The 18,371-nt window shown below is 71.3% G+C and carries 18 protein-coding genes; 11 read left to right on the plus strand and 7 right to left on the minus strand.

The genetic code is table 11. The features are described from left to right. Positions 1-336 precede the first annotated feature (336 nt). From MXD60_RS01855 to MXD60_RS01865, 3 genes are all read left to right on the plus strand, one after another. Positions 337-1,728, plus strand: a complete 1,392-nt coding sequence (locus tag MXD60_RS01855) for an acyltransferase family protein (protein WP_248817036.1) — start codon at positions 337-339, stop codon at positions 1,726-1,728. Between the two features lie 1,302 nt (positions 1,729-3,030). Then, a complete protein-coding gene (locus MXD60_RS01860; protein WP_248817037.1) occupies positions 3,031-3,447 on the plus strand; it encodes a hypothetical protein in 417 nt (138 codons plus the stop codon). A gap of 31 nt (positions 3,448-3,478) precedes the next feature. Beyond that, complete coding sequence (locus tag MXD60_RS01865) at positions 3,479-3,928, plus strand: DUF2752 domain-containing protein (RefSeq protein WP_248817038.1); 450 nt, start codon at positions 3,479-3,481, stop codon at positions 3,926-3,928. A 9-nt stretch (positions 3,929-3,937) separates the two neighbouring features. On the opposite strand, the gene MXD60_RS01870 is transcribed toward MXD60_RS01865, so the two are convergent. After that, positions 3,938-4,795 (minus strand): TrmH family RNA methyltransferase, encoded by an 858-nt coding sequence (locus tag MXD60_RS01870; protein ID WP_248817039.1) that lies wholly within the window; start codon positions 4,793-4,795, stop codon positions 3,938-3,940. Between the two features lie 65 nt (positions 4,796-4,860). Here MXD60_RS01870 and MXD60_RS01875 point away from each other — a divergent pair, with 65 nt between their 5' ends. From MXD60_RS01875 to MXD60_RS01910, 7 genes are all read left to right on the plus strand, one after another. Continuing rightward, on the plus strand, positions 4,861-6,345 hold the full coding sequence (locus MXD60_RS01875; protein ID WP_248817040.1) for an 8-oxoguanine deaminase: 1,485 nt from the start codon (positions 4,861-4,863) through the stop codon (positions 6,343-6,345). Positions 6,346-6,460: 115 nt separating this feature from the next. Then, positions 6,461-6,634: a hypothetical protein gene (locus tag MXD60_RS01885; protein ID WP_248817128.1), complete on the plus strand. Its 174-nt coding sequence runs from the start codon at positions 6,461-6,463 to the stop codon at positions 6,632-6,634. 273 nt (positions 6,635-6,907) lie between these two features. Then, on the plus strand, positions 6,908-8,218 hold the full coding sequence (locus tag MXD60_RS01890) for a DUF6986 family protein (protein WP_248817041.1): 1,311 nt from the start codon (positions 6,908-6,910) through the stop codon (positions 8,216-8,218). A 122-nt stretch (positions 8,219-8,340) separates the two neighbouring features. After that, entirely contained in the window at positions 8,341-9,489 is a 1,149-nt protein-coding gene (locus MXD60_RS01895; protein WP_248817043.1) for an inorganic phosphate transporter, read from the plus strand. Positions 9,490-9,547: 58 nt separating this feature from the next. Continuing rightward, on the plus strand, positions 9,548-9,814 hold the full coding sequence (locus MXD60_RS01900) for a hypothetical protein (protein ID WP_248817044.1): 267 nt from the start codon (positions 9,548-9,550) through the stop codon (positions 9,812-9,814). Positions 9,815-9,827: 13 nt separating this feature from the next. Continuing rightward, positions 9,828-10,151 carry a DUF3349 domain-containing protein gene (locus tag MXD60_RS01905; protein ID WP_248817046.1) on the plus strand — a complete coding sequence of 108 codons (324 nt, stop codon included), beginning with the start codon at positions 9,828-9,830 and terminating at the stop codon, positions 10,149-10,151. Between the two features lie 120 nt (positions 10,152-10,271). Further along, positions 10,272-10,889, plus strand: coding sequence for a cysteine hydrolase family protein (locus tag MXD60_RS01910; RefSeq protein ID WP_248817047.1), 618 nt, complete (start codon positions 10,272-10,274; stop codon positions 10,887-10,889). Positions 10,890-11,107: 218 nt separating this feature from the next. Here MXD60_RS01910 and MXD60_RS01915 read toward each other — a convergent pair whose 3' ends face one another. Then, positions 11,108-12,016 (minus strand): LysR family transcriptional regulator, encoded by a 909-nt coding sequence (locus tag MXD60_RS01915; protein WP_248817048.1) that lies wholly within the window; start codon positions 12,014-12,016, stop codon positions 11,108-11,110. Here MXD60_RS01915 and MXD60_RS01920 point away from each other — a divergent pair. Continuing rightward, entirely contained in the window at positions 12,010-13,509 is a 1,500-nt protein-coding gene (locus MXD60_RS01920) for a recombinase family protein (RefSeq protein WP_248817049.1), read from the plus strand. The two genes, MXD60_RS01915 and MXD60_RS01920, sit on opposite strands and share 7 nt — an antisense overlap. Here MXD60_RS01920 and MXD60_RS01925 read toward each other — a convergent pair. The 5 genes from MXD60_RS01925 to MXD60_RS01945 form a co-directional block, all read right to left on the minus strand. Further along, the gene (locus MXD60_RS01925; protein WP_248817050.1) at positions 13,506-13,721 is read right to left on the minus strand and encodes a hypothetical protein; all 216 of its coding nucleotides are present in this window, start codon (positions 13,719-13,721) and stop codon (positions 13,506-13,508) included. The two genes, MXD60_RS01920 and MXD60_RS01925, sit on opposite strands and share 4 nt — an antisense overlap. A 155-nt stretch (positions 13,722-13,876) precedes the next feature. After that, positions 13,877-15,286: a replication initiator gene (locus MXD60_RS01930; protein WP_248817051.1), complete on the minus strand. Its 1,410-nt coding sequence runs from the start codon at positions 15,284-15,286 to the stop codon at positions 13,877-13,879. Positions 15,287-15,383: 97 nt separating this feature from the next. Beyond that, on the minus strand, positions 15,384-17,069 hold the full coding sequence (locus MXD60_RS01935; RefSeq protein ID WP_248817052.1) for an FtsK/SpoIIIE domain-containing protein: 1,686 nt from the start codon (positions 17,067-17,069) through the stop codon (positions 15,384-15,386). A gap of 135 nt (positions 17,070-17,204) precedes the next feature. Continuing rightward, complete coding sequence (locus MXD60_RS01940) at positions 17,205-17,555, minus strand: hypothetical protein (protein ID WP_248817053.1); 351 nt, start codon at positions 17,553-17,555, stop codon at positions 17,205-17,207. A 229-nt stretch (positions 17,556-17,784) separates the two neighbouring features. Beyond that, positions 17,785-17,973: a hypothetical protein gene (locus MXD60_RS01945; RefSeq protein WP_248817055.1), complete on the minus strand. Its 189-nt coding sequence runs from the start codon at positions 17,971-17,973 to the stop codon at positions 17,785-17,787. Positions 17,974-18,371 lie beyond the last annotated feature (398 nt).

Raw genomic sequence — 18,371 nt, forward strand, 5'->3', positions numbered from 1 at the left:
AGCGGCCAGTCGGCCGTCGTCCAGCCCCTCAGGCACCTTGGCCAGCTGGTCGAGTATCCGGTCAGCAACAGTAGCCACAAAACCGGACGCTATACGCCATCTGGGAAACGACTGCTAGCGGGGTCGGTCCGCGTCGCCTTCGTGTCCAGATCGCTGCCGTTGGCAGTGATCTGGTGGTCCCGCCACGGCACACACGGCCGTTACCTACACGGACTCATCAAACACAGAGAGCTATATTGCGCCGAGAGTCGCCGAGTGGTCGAGGCCCGGACCCACCGGCCGTACTGCCGGCGGCGGCTGCCGTCCGGCCTGGCGCGCACGGAATGGGATGCCCGCATGTCCAACCGGCCACGACGGTCAACGCTCGCCACCGCCTTCAACCCGCGCCGTAACAGTTTCGGGTTTCTCCGCATCACGATGGCCCTCGCCGTGTTCGTCCAGCACGGCCTGATCGCCGGAGGCTTCGTCGGGGCGCCGCGGGCGTCCTCCCGGTTCGACCTGGCCGCGATCGCCGTGGACTGCTTCTTCGCCATCAGCGGGTTCCTCGTCACCCGCAGCCGGCTGAGCATCCGCTGGACCGCCCGGTTCCTGTGGCACCGGTTCCTGCGGATCCTGCCCGGCTTCTGGCTGTGCCTGGTCGTCGTGGCGATGGTGATCGCCCCACTCGGCTGGCAGCACCAGCACGGGACGCTGAGCGGGTACTTCGGCGCCCGACCGCACGGACCGTTCGCCTACGTGCTCACCAACAGCACGCTGCTGATGCACTTCTACGACATCGCGGGCACCCCGCGGGGAGTGCCGATCACCGCCCTCCCGAACGGGCCGGTGGCCTGGGACGGGTCACTGTGGAGCCTGTTCTGGGAGGCGCTGTGCTACCTCGGGCTTGCCGCGCTCGGCGCGGGCGGGCGGCTGCGCCGGCGGACCCGGCTGCTCACGGTGCTCACCGGGCTGCTGTCCGGCCTGTGGGTGCTCCGCTGGCTCTGCCCCGGGTCGCTTCCGACGCTGCTGGACAGCGACCTGGCCGGCGCCGCCGTCCGACTGGGCTCGATGTTCCTGGCCGGAGCGTTGCTGTGCGTGTACGCCGACCGGGTGCCCTACAACCGGCGGCTCGGGCCGGTCGCGATCGTGGCCGCGACGGCGGCGATCCTGCTGCTGCCCGACGCACACGCGCCGGCCAGCCTGCCGATCGCCTACTCCTGCGTGTGGCTCGCGATCCGCCTGCCGCTGCATCGGATCGGTGCCCGCAACGACCTTTCCTACGGCACCTACATCTACTCCGCGCCGGTCCAGCAGCTGCTGGCCGTGTACGGGCTGCACCGGGCGGGGATCGTGCCGTACTTCGCCGTGTCCCTGGCGGGCACCGTGATGCTGGCGGCGGTGAGCTGGCGGCTCCTCGAACAGCCGGCGCTACGGCGTAAGAACCAGGTCGTTCCCGGGCTGGCCAGACTTCGGTTCGTGCTCCGGCGGACCGGCGGGCGGCGGGCGGCGGCCCGTCCGCGTGTGGTCCCAGCGGCTGTTCCCCGGCAGCGGGATGTGCCGCATGCCCAGTCCCCGCACGCTCGTCTCGACGGCGCCCGGGACGGCGGGGTCGTCGTCGGCGAACAGCAACAGAGCGAGCAGGACCACCAGGAACAGGCCGGCCCGGTTCGCCGTGAACACCGGCAGGCCGATCGTCCCGAACAGGCACAGCACGGTGACCGACGTGGCGAACCGCCGCTGCTCCGGTGAGCGGACCTTCCGGACCCGCAGCCACGAGCTCGCAACGAGCACGAGCATCACGGCGAGCAGGCCGACGCCGAGCAGGCCGCCGACCACCACGGCCTCCGCCCAGCCACTGTCGTAGGGGACGGCGAGGCCGCCGACGCCGTAACCGAGCCAGGGACGGGTGTCCAGCACGTAGCCCCAGGCCCGCGCGGAGGCGCCGACGGAGTGGAACCGGTCGGCGGTGTACTGGGCGAACAGGCCGCTCGAACCCGCGCCGGGAATGAGCATCCGCAGCATCCAGGAGCCGTTCCAGTGGGTCAGCCCGGCCTGCCCGGCCCCGATCGCCGCGGCCGCGAGCCCGCCGCCGACGATGAGCAGGCGGCGCAGCGGCCGGCCGAGCCGAATAGCCTGCCACGCCGCCATCGGGACGCCGCACAGCAGGAAGATCTTGGAGACGCAGAGCACCCCACCGAGCAGCAGCGGGGCGGCGGCGACGCCGAGCAGCACCGGCTTGTCGCCGCGCCCGGACCGGCCGTACAGGTACACCGCCGCGAACAGCGCGAGGGAGTAGGCGACGCCGGCCTCCACCGGCTGGTTGAAGATGCCGGAGAGCCGGCCGTTGTTGAGGGCGAGCACCGCGACGCTCTGCCCGTCCAGCGCGACGCCGCCCCAGAACGCCCCGAGTATCCCGGAGAGGTCGGTGAACAGACCCATAGCGGCGACGCCGGCGTTCAGCACCATCAACACGACGAAAATCCGGCAGAACCGGTCGAGAGCGGCGGTGCGGGTGTAGCCCGCGGCCAACCACCGACCGACCATGAACAGCACCGCCGCCGGGTAGACGTAGTTGTCCATTCCGGCCAGCGTGGAGCCGGACTGAAAGTCACCCAGCACCGTTACACCGATCCCGTCAAGGATGACGTAGACGGCGAAGGACGACCAGGTCACAGCAAACAGAAGGTGCCTGGGACCCATCCCGCGAAAGGGGTGACCGAAGGGCATGGAAAGGAGCATTCCACCGTAGACGACTACCTGCTCCGTGCGAATACCGCTCACCACGTAAGGCCCAAAACCGGCCACCACGGCCAAGGTCAGCCAAAGCTTCGCGGTTAGCGTCGGAGCCCTATTCTCAGGTGGGTACACCGCCGCATCATGACACGGCTAATGCCATTCTCCACGATTTTCTGGCCGCGGCCGGCGCGACGGTCGCGGGGTCTGGCCCCCGCCGTGCCGGTCCCCGTGGCGCTTAGCCCGGCCGCGCCTGGGAAGGTGCAGGACCGAGGCGTACCGGGAACGGCCCGGGACGCACCGATATGGGAGGCCGCCATGACACAGCCAGCCTCGGATTCCGGGTCGTGGGACCAGGACGAGTCGCCGTTGGAACCCGCCGAGATGCTTGACGGCGACGAGCTCGGCTCGACCGACGCCGGTCGTGACCCGCTCGGCGACAGCTGGGACGCGCCGGACCGGCCCAGCAGATCCGTGCAGTACCCCACCACCCCGCGGGAGGAGCGGCAGGGGGCGACCTTCGACCGGCTGCTCTCGGCGGAACTGCCCGACACCGACCCCTACCTGGAGGCGGAACGCCGGGAGACCGGCCAGGTCCTCGAGGCGGACGCCTTCGGTGAGGGATCCACGGCGGCCACCGACGATGACGGCGGACGTCGACGCGCCCGCAGCGACCGTGACGGCGAGAGCGGCTGGGCCGAGGCCGCGGAGCACAGCGCCCTGCATCTCGAGTGAGCCGGTCCGCGCGAATGACTACGCTGCAGGCGTGGCAGTCACGCGTCTGACGGGCGTTTCGCCGGCACCGCGGGTCTGGTCGCCGCGAGCCCGCCTCGCCGGCTTCGCCGCCGTCGGCGCGCTCGCGGGGGCCGCGGCGCTGCGGGTGTACCTGGTCGATCCGGCGCATCCCGGGCACTATCCGAGCTGCCCGTTCCGCTGGGCGACCTCGCTGGACTGCCCGGGCTGCGGCACGCTGCGCGCGCTGCACCAGGCGCTGCACGGACACGTGGGTGAAGCGGCGAACTACAACCTGTTCTTCGTCGTCGCCGCCCCCATCCTGGCCGTCGGCTGGGTGGTGGCGATCGCCCGGGCCGCCGGTTGGCGCCGTCCGCTGCCGCGCGTCCCCCCACGGCTGCTGCCGGCGATCCCGGTGCTGGTCATCGCCTTCTGGGTGCTGCGGAACCTGCCGCTGCCCGGCTGCACGTGGCTGGCGTCCTGACCGTTGCGGTCAGCGCCGGCCCAGCAGGTAGCAGGCAATGGCGGCGGTCGCGGCGACGTTCAGCGAATCGACGCCGTGCGCCATCGGGATGCGCACCCGGGCGCCGGCCGCCGACTGGGCCGCAGCGGACAGCCCGGGGCCCTCGGTGCCGAGCAACAGCGCGACCCGGGCCGGCGGGCCCGCCCCGGCGTCGACCCGGGCGGCGAAACTGGCAAGATCGTCGGCGTCGGCCGCCGGCGTCAGCGCGAGCACGGTGAACCCGGCCGCGGGCAGGTCGTCCAGCGCGGCCGGCCACGGGTCGAGCCGCGCGTAGGGCACGGCGAACACCTCGCCCATCGACACCCGCACGGACCGCCGGTACAGCGGGTCGGCGCAGCGCGGGCTGAGCAGCACCGCGTCCATGCCGAGCCCCGCCGCCGAACGGAAGATCGCCCCGAGGTTGGTGTGGCTGACGATGTCCTCGCAGATCAGGATCCGGCGCGCGGTGGCGAGCAGGTCCGCGGCGGTCCGCGGCGGCCGTCGACACATCGACGCCAGTGCCCCGCGGTGCACCTCGAAGCCGGTGATGGCGGCGAGCACGTCGGCGCCGGCGACGTAGATCGGCACGTCGGCGGGCAGGCCCGCGGGAACGGCGGCAAGCCGGGCCGGTGCGACCAGGACGCTGCGTGGCCGGTAGCCGGCCCGCAGGGCACGGACGATGACCCGCTCGCCCTCGGCGATGAACAGGCCGTCGGCCGGTTCGCGGCGGCGGCGCAGCGCGACGTCGGTGAGCGCGACGAAGTCGTCGACCCGCGGATCGGCCGCATCGTCGATCGCGATCGTCCGGTCGACCGCCCCGTCCGGGTCGCGGGGCAGGTCAGCGGGCATGACGGAACCTCCGTGGACGGACGACGTGACCCGTGCGAAACGCGTGGAACGCAGAATCGGCCGTCATGACCACGCCATCTCCCGGTCCGGCACCCGCCACCGCTCGCCGCATCGCCGCTCCCGTCACCGCCGATCTGCTCGTCGTGGGCGCCGAACTGGTCGCCACCGTCGACGCCGACCGCCGGGAGATCCGCGGCGGCTGGGTCGCGGTGACCGATGGCCTGGTCAGCGCGATCGGCGGCCCGGGCGAGCTGCCGCCGCCCGCCAGCCGGGTGCTGCGCGCCGACGGCGCCCTCGTCACGCCCGGTCTGGTCAACACCCATCACCACATCTACCAGAACCTCACCCGGGCCTTCGCGCCCGCCCTCGGCGGCACCCTGTTCACCTGGCTGTCGACGCTCTACCCGTTGTGGTCGCGGCTCGATGAGGAGGCGGTGCACGTCTCGGCGTACGTCGGGCTGACGGAACTGGCCCTCGGCGGGTGCACGACCAGCACCGACCATCTGTACGTGCATCCGCGCGGCGGCGGCGACCTGATCTCGGCGGAGATCGCGGCGGCGCGGGAGCTGGGGATGCGGTTCCATCCGACCCGGGGCTCGATGTCACGGTCGGTGAAGGACGGCGGGCTGCCACCGGATTCGGTGGTCCAGGACGACGACGAGATCCTCGCCGAGTCGCAGCGCCTGGTGGAACGTCATCACGACCCGTCCTGGGGGGCGATGGTGCGCCTGGCGCTGGCGCCATGCTCGCCGTTCTCCGTCAGCCCCGAGCTGATGCGGGCCACCGCCGAGCTCGCCGAGCGGCTCGACGTGCGCCTGCACACCCATCTCGCCGAGGACCCCGAGGAGGACGAGTACTGCCTGGCCACCTTCGGCCGCCGGCCGATCGACCAGTTCGCCGAGGTCGGCTGGGCCGGCGACCGGGCCTGGGTGGCGCACTGCATCTGCCCGAACCCGCAGGAGGTGGCCCGGCTCGGTGCCTGGGGCACCGGGGTGGCGCACTGCCCGAGCAGCAACATGATCCTCGGCGGTGGGCTCGCGCCGGTCGCCGAGATGCGCGCCGCCGGCGTCCCGGTCGGGCTCGGCTGCGACGGGTCGTCCTCGGCGGACTCGGCGTCACTGTGGCTGGAGTCGCGCACCGCGATGCTGCTCGGCCGGCTGCGGCACGGCGCCGCGTCGATGTCGGCCCGCGACGCGCTGGAGATGGCCACCCGGGGCGGCGCGGGCTGCCTCGGCCGGGTCGGCGAGATCGGCGAGCTGTCCGTCGGGTCTGCCGGTGACCTGGTCGTCTGGCCGCTGGACGGGGTGGCGTTCGCCGGGGCGCTGTCCGACCCGATCGACGCCTGGCTGCGCTGCGGGCCGGTGGCCGCGCGGCACACCGTGGTCGCCGGTCGCCTCGTCGTCGAGGACGGCCGGTCGGCGCATCCCGACCTGCCGGCGATGCTCGACCGACATCGCGTCCTGGCCGGCGGCATCCAGCGGGCGTTCGACGACGCCGGCGTGGACCCGTCCACCACCGCGACGGCGAGCCCGGCCGGCACGCGACGATGACGGACATGTCCGGCCGCGGGAACGCACCCGGGATGGCGGACTGACGGTCTGCCCGAACTCCAACATCCGGATAGCGAACGCCTTCCCGGCGCTCGCCGACCACCCGTTCCCGGCCATGCGCGCCGCCGGGCTGCTGGCCACCCCCAATACCGATGATCCAGCCCTGACCTTCGACGACATGGTCGCCATCGCCCTGGACGGAGTCGCCGCGAGCTGGCTGCCCGCCGACGACGCCCGCGCCCTGACGGATTCGAGACCCTTCGCCATCCGCGACGGCTCGTCCCCGTAGGCTGTCCACGCGGGGGGTTTTGGCACGACGCAATTGGGCATTACGGGCCTGACCAGCCGGAATTCATGGATCCGGCGACGGTCCGTCTGGCGTCGGGGAGCCGGACCTCGCCCCCACCGACAGCCGCCGTCGGCGCCGCGCATCGACCCCCCCGATCGGTGCGCCCCGCGCCGGCGGCGGCCTCACCTGCGGCGAACGCCTTCGTCGCCCTGCGCCCACGGCTGCCCGGCGACGCCACCCCTCCGCTCGCCTGATCGGCTACGCTGCCGCCGCATGCCGACACCGCCAGCCGCCCCGACGCTGCCGCCCGAGGTCGTTGCCCGGCTGAGCGCGCCGCTCGACCCCGTCGACGCCGCTCTCGCCGCCCGTCACCCGGGCACCGGCACCGGCCGCCAGCCGGTCCACACCTGCTATCTGCCGGCCGACCGGATGCGGCCGGACCTCGTGCCGGCCTGGGCCGCCCGGGCCGGCGAGCTGCTGGCCGCCCACGGCGGCGACCCGGCGCGGCTGGCCGCGGCGACCGGCGGCGACCCGGCGCCCGACCGGGCCGCGGCTGTCCACGCGCACGTCCTGCGGGCACTGGCCACCGAGCCGATCCAGGATCTGCGCGTCGACCTGGAGGACGGCTACGGCTCGCGCCCGGACGAGACCGAGGACGCCGACGCCGTGCGCGCGGCCGAGGCGGTTCTCGCCGCGGCCGGCGCCGGCACGCTGCCCACTCGTTACGGACTGCGGCCGAAGTCGCTCGATCCGACCGTGCGCGTCCGTGGGCTGCGCAGCCTCGACCTGTTCCTCACCACCCTCGCCACCACCCTCGCCACCGGTGGCGGCGTGCCGCCCGGGCTGGTGCTGACGTTGCCGAAGGTCAGCGATCCGGCGCAACTGCGCGTGTTCGACGCGATCGTCACCGAGCTGGAGCAGCGCCTGCACCTCCCGCCGATTGGCATCGAGGTGCAGGTCGAGACGCCCGCTGCCGTCCTCGCCCTGCCGGAGCTGGTCCGCGTCGGCCTGACGCTCGGCCCCGGCCGGCTCGTCGGCCTGCACGTCGGCACGTACGACTACTCCGCCGCTCTCGGGATCAGCGCCGCCGACCAGGCCAGCGATCATCCGGCGGTGGAGTACGCGACGGCCCTGATGCAGCTCGTGGCGGCCGGAACCGGCATCCAGGTCGCCGACGGCTCCTCGAACCTGCTTCCGATCGACGCGACCGAACAACCGGGCACTGGCGGCGCGGACGTTCACCAAGCGTGGCGACGGCACGCCGAGCTGATCCGCCGAGCCTGGCACCGCGGTCTCTACCAGGGCTGGGACCTTCATCCCGGCCAGCTCGTGAGCCGGCACGCGGCGGTCGCCGGCTGCCTGCTGACCGGACTCGATGACGCGATCGCCCGACTTGCCGCGTATGCCACCGCCCACCAGTCCGGCACGATTGTCGACGAACCGGCCACCGGCCGGGCCCTGGCCGGCCACGTCCTGCGGGCGCTGGACGCCGGTCTGCTTGACGACGACAACCTCGCGGCGGCCGGCCTGCGGCGCGACCTGGTCGGCCGCCTCAGCGGCCGAGCGGCACCGGTTGGCTCGTAAACCGAACGACCACCCCCACCTTCTCGAACAGCAGGTTAATAGAGTTTAACAACAGGCGATGCGACCATCAGCAGGCTGTTCAAGGGTCGACATCCCGACCGAGTGCGGTTACAACAGACCGTGTGAACGACGGAGTCCTTGTCCTGGTAGTCATTACCGCGCTGGCCTTCGACTTTACCAATGGATTTCATGACACCGGCAACGCGATGGCGACGTCGATCGCGACGGGCGCGCTGCCACCAAAGATCGCCGTGGCGATCTCCGGCGCCCTGAATCTCGTCGGAGCCTTCCTGTCGCTGAGCGTAGCCGCCACGATCGCAAGTGGGCTGGTAGACACCCATCTGGTGACTCTCACGGTGGTCTTTGCCGGACTGGTCGGCGGCATCACCTGGAATTTGCTTACCTGGTTCTTCGGGATACCTTCCAGTTCATCGCACGCGCTCATCGGCGGCGTCATCGGATCGACCATCGCGGCCGCCGGCGGGCATGCGGTGAAATGGCACGGCGTGGTCTCGAAAGTCATTATTCCGGCCGGTCTCTCGCCCGTCATCGCGGGGCTGATCGCAACGCTGGGCACCTATCTCATCTACCGAATCAGCCGAGGTGTGCCCAAGGGGACACGCAGCCACGGGTTCCGCATCGGCCAGATCGGCTCCGCGTCCCTGGTGTCCCTTGCCCACGGAACGAACGACGCGCAGAAGACGATGGGTGTCATCACCCTCGCCCTGGTCGCGAACGGCACGCTGAACTCCGGCGACCAGGCACCGTTCTGGGTGATCCTGACCTGCGCGATCGCTATCAGCGCCGGCACCTACCTCGGCGGTTGGCGGGTCATCCGCACCCTGGGCAAGGGCCTCGTCGAGATCGACTCGCCGCAGGGCATGGCCGCCGAGTCCTCATCGGCGGCGACGATCCTGCTGTCCAGCCACTTCGGGTACTCGCTGTCCACCACGCACGTGGCCACCGGCTCGATCCTCGGCACCGGTCTCGGCAAGCGCGACGCCGAGGTGCGCTGGGGGGTGGCCGGCCGGATGGCGACCGCGTGGCTGCTGACCCTGCCGTCCGCCGGCCTGGTCGGCGCCGCCTGCTACGGCATCGCCAACGGCATCGGCGGAACGGCCGGCGTGGTAGTCGTCTTCGCGATCCTGGTGCTCGCCGCCGGAGCGCTGTACCTGCAGGCCCGCAGGTCGCCGGTCAGCCACCACAACGTCAACGCCGAGTGGGAGGGCTCCCTCGCCCCGGCCGACGACCAGAAGAAGCTCGCCGCCTGAACCGCCTGAACCGCGTGGGCGGCGGACGGCGACGGCGAGGAGCGAGGAGAGAAGTGGCATGAACTCCTGGATCGACCTGGACGCACTGTGGAAGATCGTGGTCATCGGGCTGCTGGCCGGCGCCGGGCTGCCGGCGCTGTTCGCGGTGGGCCTGCGCGCCGTGAGCCTGCCCGGCCGCGGCGGCGGCGAGGCGACCACGACCGTGACAGCCGACGACCGGATCATCGGAACGAACCCGGTGGGCATCGCCGCCGGCGCGCTGTGCTTCGCGATCGTGCTGGCCGGCATCGGCTGGGGCATCTACTCCGTCGTCGCAGGAACCTGAACGAGGCAGGACTATGACAAGCAGGTCGCTCCCCCCGTTCCTCGCCGCCATCATCGACTGGCTGCGGGCCGGCTACCCTGAGGGCGTTCCCGAGCACGACTACCTCCCGCTGTTCGCCCTGTTGCAGCGCAAGCTGACCGCGGAGGAGGTCGACCGGATCGCCGAAACGCTCAGTGCCGGCGACGACCCCGCGTCAGGGCTCGCGATCCGCGGCGTGATCCTCGCGGTCACCGACGAACTGCCCCGGGAGGACGACATCGCCCGGGTCAGCGCCCGACTGGCGGCCGGCGGCTGGCCGCTGGCCGAACCGTCCCGCGCCCATCCCGAGACGCCGTAACGCAGCGGCGGACGACGCTCTCGCCCGCCGTCGATCGACCGCGGGTCATGACCGCCGCTTCTGATCGCCAGTGGTTCTGGTGCCTGGACGCGGCGGCGGACCGCGGTCGACGATGGCCGGGTGAACCGTTGGGCCCTGCTCACGATCGACGTCCAGAACGACTTCAGTCTGCCCTGCTCGCCACACGCCATCGCCGGAACCGACGAACTGGTCCCGACCATGGCGAGCGTTGTCGCGGGATTCCGCGCCGCCGGGTTGCCGATCGTGCACGTCGTGCGCCTGTACCAGGCGGACGGATCCAACGCGGAGGCGTGCCGCCGCCCGCTGCTGCGCTCCGGTGAGCCGCTCGTCCGGCCGGGCACACCCGGCAGCCAGCTCCGCGCCGAGCTGCACCCGCGTCCGCCGTTCACGCTGGACCACGCCGCGCTTCTGGCCGGCCGGTTCCAGCCCGTCGGGACCTCCGAACGGGTGCTGTACAAACCCAGGTGGGGTGCGTTTTTCGGCACCGGTCTCGACGCCTGGTTGCGCGCCCGCGGCGTCGAGGCGGTGGCCGTCGTCGGGGCGAACTTCCCCAACTGCCCGCGGATGACGGTCTACGAGGCCAGCGAGCGGGACTTCCAGCCGATCGTCGTCGCCGACGCCATCTCTGGCATCTACCCGCGGGGCATCGAGGAGTGCGCGGGCATCGGCGCCCGCGCCCTGTCCGCGGCGGAGCTGCTTGCAGACCTGGCCCGATGAAAGCCTCGACGCGCCGACGCCCAGCCCGTTTCCGCGAGCGCTCACCGAGCGTCACGACCCGGGGCGCACCTTTTAATTCGATTTATCCGCATTTCCGGGCCTCTATATGCGCTGTCATCCCGTGACGTCGTAACGCGGCGGCGGACGATCCTGTCCCCGGCGTCGATCAACCGTAGACATGATGGCCGCTTCGCGCTCAGCAGCCGGACACACGGCCATCAGCCGGTGACGTCGTCGGGCGCAGCCGCCGCGGCGAACGCCTGCCGGCAGTGGCGGAGCAGTTCCGGCAGGGCGGGGTGGGGGCCACCCGCCCAGACGAGGGCGAGCAGCGCGGGCGTCGTGACGTCCTCGATCGGGAGGGCGCGCAGCCGGTCGCCGTGCTCGGCGGTCATCGACGCCGACAGGATGGCGACACCGAGGCCGCGCGCCGCGAGGTCGGCGACGGCCCGCGGGGCGGCGGCCTGCAGGCGCACCTGCGGGTGCAGGTGCGCCGCGGCGCACGCCTGGTCGAACACGGCCCGGATGCCGGTGCCGGTGGGCAGGCAGACCAGGGGGTGGGGGGCCAGCTCCGCGAGAGTCACCCGGGGACGGTCGGCCAGCGGATGGGTCGGCGCCACCGCGGCGATCAGCGGCTCGCCGAGCACCGGCAGGAGCCGCGGCTCGGCGGCGTCGGCGGCGGAGATCCCGACGAGGGCCAGTTCCAGCGCGCCGGCGCGGACCCGGTCCCGCAGCCGGTCGGACGTGTCCTCGGCGAGGGTGATCTCGACGGCGGGGTACTCGTGGTGAAACCCGGCGAGGGCGGCGAAGAACGGCTCGACCGTGCAGGACGCCACCATGCCGACGTCGATGCGGCCCCGGACCAGGCCCTGGACCTGGTCGACCGCCTCGCGCACGGCGGCCGTGGCGGCGAGCGCGGCACGGGCGTGGTCGAGGGCGGCCGCGCCGGCGGCGGTCAGGCTCGCCGTGCGGCCGGACCGGTCGAGGAGGGCGGCGCCGAGCTCGTGTTCGAGCTGACGAATCTGGGCGCTGACCCCCGACTGGCTGATGTGCACTCGCTGGGCGGCGCGGGTGAAGTTCGCCTCCTCCGCGACGGAGAAGGCACGCGAAGTAGTCTTTTTATATGACAAAGTTGGATGGACTGAAGCTAGGTCTGTATCGGCGGTATTCCCTGCTCACCGGGGGTGACGACGCGCTAGAGCGCCAAGACGAAGACGGCCACGACTACGCCGAAGAGTTCGGTGGCGAGGTTGTGGAGGTTTACGAGGACAAGAAGAGCGCGTGGCGCAAGAAGCGGATCGTGCAGCCGGATGGCCGGATGGTCCTGCGGGTGATCCGGCCGGATTACACCAGGATGCTTGCCGATCTACGCGCCGGGGTAATTGACGGCGCCGTGGTCTATGACTTGGATCGGTTGACCCGAGACCTGCGCGATCTGGAAGACGCGATCGAGGTTGTGGAGCTGTACGGCCGTCCGATCGTGGGCCCTGGTGTGGATCTGACGACCGATCATGGCCGGGCGAACGCCCGCGCACAGGCGGTCTCCGCGAACAAGGCGAGCCAGGACACGTCACGGCGGGTCAAGCGAGCACACCGCCAGCAGGCCGAACGGGGCGTACCGGTGGGTTCACGGCGCCCGTACGGCTGGAATGACGACAAGCGCACCTTGAGGCCCGCCGAGGCCGAGCCGCTCCAGGCCGCCGTCCGAAGGATCTTGGCAGGTGTGCCGGTCACCGCGATCATCCGGGAATGGAACGACGCCGGTTTCCTGACTGCCCGAGGGGTCCGTTGGCGCAAGGCAACGCTGATGAAGATCTTGCGGAACCCGCGGATATGTGGCCTACGCGGCCGGGGTGTCCAAACACCGAACATGCACGGCCAGGTATCCGAGCGGATGGAAGTGGTCACCCGGCGGATCCGCCAGGACGGCAAGGTGATCACCGTGCCTGTGGTGGGTCAGTGGGAACCGATCATCACCGTGGAAGAATGGGAAGCGTTGATCGCCATCATCGGGGATCGCACGAACGGTGACGCAGGGCACAACGCCCGCCGCTATCTGCTTACGTCGATCCTGCGGTGCGCCCGGTGCGGCGGGGGCATGCGATGCAGCCCGCCCGCCGGAACCCGCAAGTCATACACCTATCAGTGCAAGAGCGTCAGCAACGGTGGATGCGGAGGAATCGCGCGCAACGGACCCTTGACCGAAGACCATGTCCTTGGCGCCGTCTTCGCGAAAATCGAGCTGGAGACCGCGCAGGCCGTCGCCGACGTCGCCCCGTGGGGGCGAAACGCCGAGTTGGACGACGTCCGGGCCACCATCGAGGAGACGAACGCGGCATGGACAGCCCGCCCGCGTCAAATCGAGCCGCAAGATTACTTCCGGGTGCTGTCGGACCTTCGCTCGCAGGAACGCGAGCTACTCGCCGACCGCAACACCTACCAGGTAGCCACCGCCAAGGCCCGTTCCCACCCGGCGGACATTCAGGCCGAGTGGGACAACTACACCCTCGCACATCAGCGCGCGATCATCTCCGAGCACCTTCACGCCGTCATCGTGCACCCCGCGGGCAAGGGCGGAAGGCCGTTCAATCCTGATCTACTGGAACTGGTCTGGCGCGACTAGTCCGCCAGGACCAGGCCGAGTAACGCCGCCACCCGCCGCCGTTTCTCCGTCGACCAGGCAGGAGCCTTCGCGGCCTGGTCCAGCCCCCAGGCAACCGCATCCGCGGACAGCCGTCGACCACCCGACCAGTTGTCGTTCGTCGACGGCGGTTCGGCCCTGGAAGCCACCACCGGGACGGAGGTGGCCCGCCCGCCCACCCCCACCGTGGGCACGCTGACAGCCACACAGTCAGGTACGGACAGCACCAAGTTCACAGGCTCATCGGCGCCTACGGCACCCATTGCCTCTGGCACGGCGACTGCGGCGGCAGGTGTGCTCTGGCCGCCGTCTGGGTCCCAGTCCCCGAACGGCAAAGGAACATCCCCGGTCATCTGCCGGCCGGCCCGTCGCCCTCACTGCTACCGGTGCCCCCCGGTGGTCCCTCAGGAGACAGACCGCCGGGCGGATGGTCATCGGCCGTCCTGCCCCGTCCGGCGTAGGTCCATGATCCGACGGCGATGGTGCGCGGGTCGCCGTCCGGGCGTCCGAACGCGTCGAGGAGCCCGCGCCCGGAGGCGATAGCTGCGACGGTGCGCGCGAACGTCCTCCGAGCGCCCCGCAGCGCCCCGAACGTTGTGCTGTACTTCCTGCTTTTGGTGATCCAGTGGCCGCCAAAGCCGTAGCTGTGGGACCAGCGGATCAGACCTGGGAGCCGTCCCGGGGCACGTCCGGCCGCGTCGTCGAGCGCCGCCGCGTACGTTTCGTCCGCGCCGAGCTGCCAGCAGGTTTCGACCATGCGCCGGGCGTGGGGGTCGAGAGCGAGCCGGGCGAGGTGTTCCAGACTGCGTACCGGCCGGTCGAGCTGGCCGGAGCCGGTCACGCTTTTGGTCAGATATTTCGCGAGGTAGTTCGCGACCCGTCCGCCGTCGTCCGGCCCGTCCACGCCGATGGCCCGGATATCGACCTGCTCGCCCCATCGCACCGCCATTCCCGCGGGCGCGGTCGGATGTGGTGCGGGCACGGTCACGTCTCCCAGGACGTTGCGCAGGCAGTCCGCGATCAGGTCCACCGAGGCCCACGCCGGGGGCGCCACGACCTCGTCCGGGGTTGCGCCGCGCCCATCGACACGGATCACGATGTGCAGGTGCACCAGCCCGCGAGCCTGCATTTCCGCGGCCTTGGCGAACGTGACCCGCAGTTCACGGCGCAGCGCGGCCACCGACCGTCCCGAGGCCGCCGCCACCGCGGATTCCAACCGGTCGCGGGTGGCTTTCCACAGGCTCGGCAACATCGCGTTCCAGAGGACGGCGCCGGTGTAGTCGAAACAGTCCGCGCACAGCGCCTGCCCGAGCTGCCGGTCACCGTCGCCGTGTCGGGCGTGGCAGCCCGCGGGACGTCCGTGGGGGCATAGTCCCCGCCGGGGCCGGCACGCCCGCGCCTCACCGCCTTTGCCGCGTGATCTGCGGGAGTGCACCGGACCGAACGAGGGAGCCGTCAGGGTGACAAACAGCGCCGGATGGCCGCCGACCGAGTCGGGTAGTCCGTCGCCGCCGGTCAGGCCGGTCAGCACGACCCGCCTGGCGTCACGCTTGTAGGTCTGCGAGCAGGTCGGGCACACCGATTCCCGCCGGTTGTTACACCGCAGGTGCACGACGCCGCCGGGGAGTCCCGCCGAGGAGTACGCCCGCCGGGTCCGCCCGGTCTCCCGGTCCACATGATCCGTATGACCTGCCAGGCGGATCGGCGACGAGCAGCCACCCGCCACCCCCTGTCCGTCAGGAGTTGCGTTCTCGTTCACTGTGGGTTCCTCGCGGGGCAGGGTTCAGCGCCCGAGGGCACGTCGGCCGGCTCGGCGCGAACAGAGGAAGAGAAGAAAGGAAAGGGGCGGTCCGTGGTCAGCCGCGGAAGAGGTCTTCCCAATGCCGCCAAGCCGCTTCCGCCGCCGGACTTCCGTCGTCGAGGTGCACCGGCGGTGGCAGCGGCGGCAGCTCGGGCCGGCGGGGATCGGGAGGCAGCGCGGGGGGTGGGGGCAGCGGCCAGCCGCGCAGAGGAACGGTCGGGCCGTCGTCGCCCGGCCAGTGGTTTTCCGGCCCGGGGTGTGCTGGTCGCGGAGCCCGCCGCATGGGCGGCTCGGGCGGGGCCGGTGCCGCCGGCACGGTCGGAACCCAACCACCCACCGGAGGAGATGCCGGGGTCGGCGCGGGTGGCGTGCTGGTCGGGGGTGGTGTGGTGGGCGGGCGGTGGCGGGTGGCCATGGCGCGGATGTCGTCGTCGGTCTGCCAGCCGGCACGGACTCTTACCGGGGTGGGGTCGCCGTCGACGAGGACATAGCCGACACCCGGCAGGCTCACGGGGATGCGTTCGCATGCCGCGCCCCGGTCGTGCGCACCCGCGCCCAGGACCATGTCGGCTTGGGAACGTTCGGTCATCCGCAGTGCCACGCGGACCGGGAACAGATCCCGCAGCGGCAACACGTCCTTACGGGGGTCCTGGATCGCCCCGACGAGCACCACACCGGGGGCACGTCCCTGACTGAGCAGCAGCGACAGGTTCGCGCCGATCTGCTTCTTCTTTTCCGCGTCCGCCACGTAGGCGGTGAGCGAGGCGATTTCGTCGACGATGACGACGATCAACGGGTCACCGGGTGAGGGTGTGTGGAGCCGGGAAACCCCGCGGAGTCGCCCGGTGCGCCGGTTCATCGTCCGGACCGCATCCGAGAGAAGATCGTTGATTTCTTCGGTGTCGACCGCGAAGCGTTCAAAGAGGGGTTCGCCGAAGGCGAGTTCCATGCCGCCTTTCGGGTCGACCGCCCAGATCTCGACGAGTCCCGCGCGTATCGCCGGGGCGAGCGCTCGAACGATCGACCACAACACCGAGCCTTTGCCGGCCCCGGTGGCGCCGGCCACCAGCACATGGGAACCGCGCAGCGGCAACAGCCAGGCCGTGCCGTCCTCCTTGGCGCCGACCGGCAGCCGGTCCAGGTCCCCCGGATCACCCGGGGGCAGCAGGTCCGCCCGGATTGCCCGGCCGAGGACTTCGCGGCGTACGAGGACCAGCGCGACCCGGTCCGCGCGGGACAGGTCCGGGGTGATCCGTAGTTCGCGGAGTTTCAGGGTCGCGGTCAACCGCGCCGACGCCTGAGAGAGGTCATCGACGCTTTGCCCGGGGGTCAGGGTGATCCACAGGTGCCAGCCCGCCGGGCCACGGCGTGCCCGGCGCACCCGCGGCGCCCGTCCGCCCCACCGCGACGGGGTTTCCAGGCCGCAGGCCCGGCACCCGGCCGCCCACCTACGTCGCAGCCGTCCACCGGCCAACCAGCCCAGCACCGGACGGCGTAGCCGCCCGACGACCGCGACGACGAGGGCCAGGGCGACGAGCAGCCAGCGGGCCCCGGTCGGACCGGCCAGCACCACCGCCCGCCCGAACAGCCAGCCCGCCGCCAGGACGGTGACGGCCTCCCGCCGCCACCCCCACACATACCGGCCGACATGTTTGACCAGCAGTTCCGGTATCGATGGCCGCAGGGCAAGGCGGAACTCGTCGGGCCGCATACGGCCCTTGCTGATCTTCAAGACGGCCATGACGGGCTGTCCCTCCCGACCTCAGAAACAGAAGAAGGGGGTGGTGCGAGGTCACGGCACCACCACCCCCACACCCGGTGCCGCCCGTCCCGCACCGTCACCGGCCGGAGCAGACGGCACCGGGCCGCCGGTGATCTAGTTCTTCGTCGGGGCCGGAGCCGGGGGCAGGGGCGTGTTCGGCGCGGCCGGGCGGATCCGGATGTCCTGTGCGGACCAGGCGATGCCGTGGCGGCCCGCCATCGCCCACAGCAGCCCCACCAGGCCCACCAGCTCCACCGGCGCGCCGACGGTCACCTTCGGCGCCTTCCCAGCCACCTTGACCTTGATCAGGCTGACGGTTTCCTCGTAGGTCACGACGACCTGCACCACGTGCAGCGGCTCACCGTCACGGTTCGCTTTCGCCTTGCCGTCCATGTCGGTGTCGGGAACGGATTCCGAGACGGCCACAGCGGTCACCAGGGCCGTGTTCACCGGGAAGCTACGCATCGTCTAAGTCCTTATCGTTTGAAGGGTTTCCGGCCCGCACGGACGCAAGGGTCCGAACATCACCGGCCGGGTGCCGGACGTCGCACACGACACCGGTGCCGAAGGGTCCAAATGCCGGTCAAGAACATCGAAGAGAACGGCCATTCCGACCGTCGTGGAAACCAGCACCGCCAGCCACATGAGAAACGCCAGGGCCAGCAGTGCCCCCGCGCGTCGCCGGGCGGTCTCGTCACGCACGAAACGCCGCCCTCACCAGCCAGGCGACCACGCCGACGATGCCCGTCACCACGAGAACCGGGACGATCGTCGTCGCGAAGTAGGTGAACGCCGTCAGGCCGAGGTACAGCGCCCAGAAGAACAGCACCGTCCGCAGGAACCAGGAAAACCAGCGGCGGCGGCGCACATAGTAGGTAGGCACGGCAAACTCCCAGGGTCAGGGATTGGAAAGCGCCGGGAATCGCTCCGGCACCCATCACATTGCCCGCCGTACTGCCTGCCGATCCGGTCCACAGCCGGAGATATCGCGGAATTACCCGTTGCCTGACACGGCGTACACGACGCGCCCAGCCGGAGTACACCCGGACTGGAACCGGACTGCACGGAGCGCCAGAGCCGGAGCCCACTCGGAGTGGACACGGAGTACACCCGGACTCGCCGGCACAACCGCGACTCAACACCTCGACCATCCGTACTGTGAGCATCCCGTCACGGGTGACTATGTGGCGACGGAGCAAACCCGGACTAGACCCGGACCCCACCCGGAGCACCCCGCCGCAGCCGTCGCGCGCCCCACGCGACGGGCAGCCGAGCCGGCCG

The organism is Frankia sp. AgB32 (assembly GCF_023243045.1).
Classification (GTDB): Bacteria; Actinomycetota; Actinomycetes; order Frankiales; family Frankiaceae; genus Frankia.

Excerpts from the sequence above, each read along its gene's own strand:
- MXD60_RS01870 (WP_248817039.1), bottom strand. The coding sequence starts at position 4,795 with ATGCCCGCTGACCTGCCCCGCGACCCGGACGGGGCGGTCGACCGGACG.
- MXD60_RS01860 (WP_248817037.1), top strand. The coding sequence starts at position 3,031 with ATGACACAGCCAGCCTCGGATTCCGGGTCGTGGGACCAGGACGAGTCG.
- MXD60_RS01935 (WP_248817052.1), bottom strand. The coding sequence starts at position 17,069 with ATGGCCGTCTTGAAGATCAGCAAGGGCCGTATGCGGCCCGACGAGTTC.
- MXD60_RS01875 (WP_248817040.1), top strand. The coding sequence starts at position 4,861 with ATGACCACGCCATCTCCCGGTCCGGCACCCGCCACCGCTCGCCGCATC.
- MXD60_RS01885 (WP_248817128.1), top strand. The coding sequence starts at position 6,461 with ATGCGCGCCGCCGGGCTGCTGGCCACCCCCAATACCGATGATCCAGCC.
- MXD60_RS01890 (WP_248817041.1), top strand. The coding sequence starts at position 6,908 with ATGCCGACACCGCCAGCCGCCCCGACGCTGCCGCCCGAGGTCGTTGCC.
- MXD60_RS01920 (WP_248817049.1), top strand. The coding sequence starts at position 12,010 with ATGACAAAGTTGGATGGACTGAAGCTAGGTCTGTATCGGCGGTATTCC.
- MXD60_RS01900 (WP_248817044.1), top strand. The coding sequence starts at position 9,548 with ATGAACTCCTGGATCGACCTGGACGCACTGTGGAAGATCGTGGTCATC.
- MXD60_RS01905 (WP_248817046.1), top strand. The coding sequence starts at position 9,828 with ATGACAAGCAGGTCGCTCCCCCCGTTCCTCGCCGCCATCATCGACTGG.
- MXD60_RS01855 (WP_248817036.1), top strand. The coding sequence starts at position 337 with ATGTCCAACCGGCCACGACGGTCAACGCTCGCCACCGCCTTCAACCCG.
- MXD60_RS01940 (WP_248817053.1), bottom strand. The coding sequence starts at position 17,555 with ATGCGTAGCTTCCCGGTGAACACGGCCCTGGTGACCGCTGTGGCCGTC.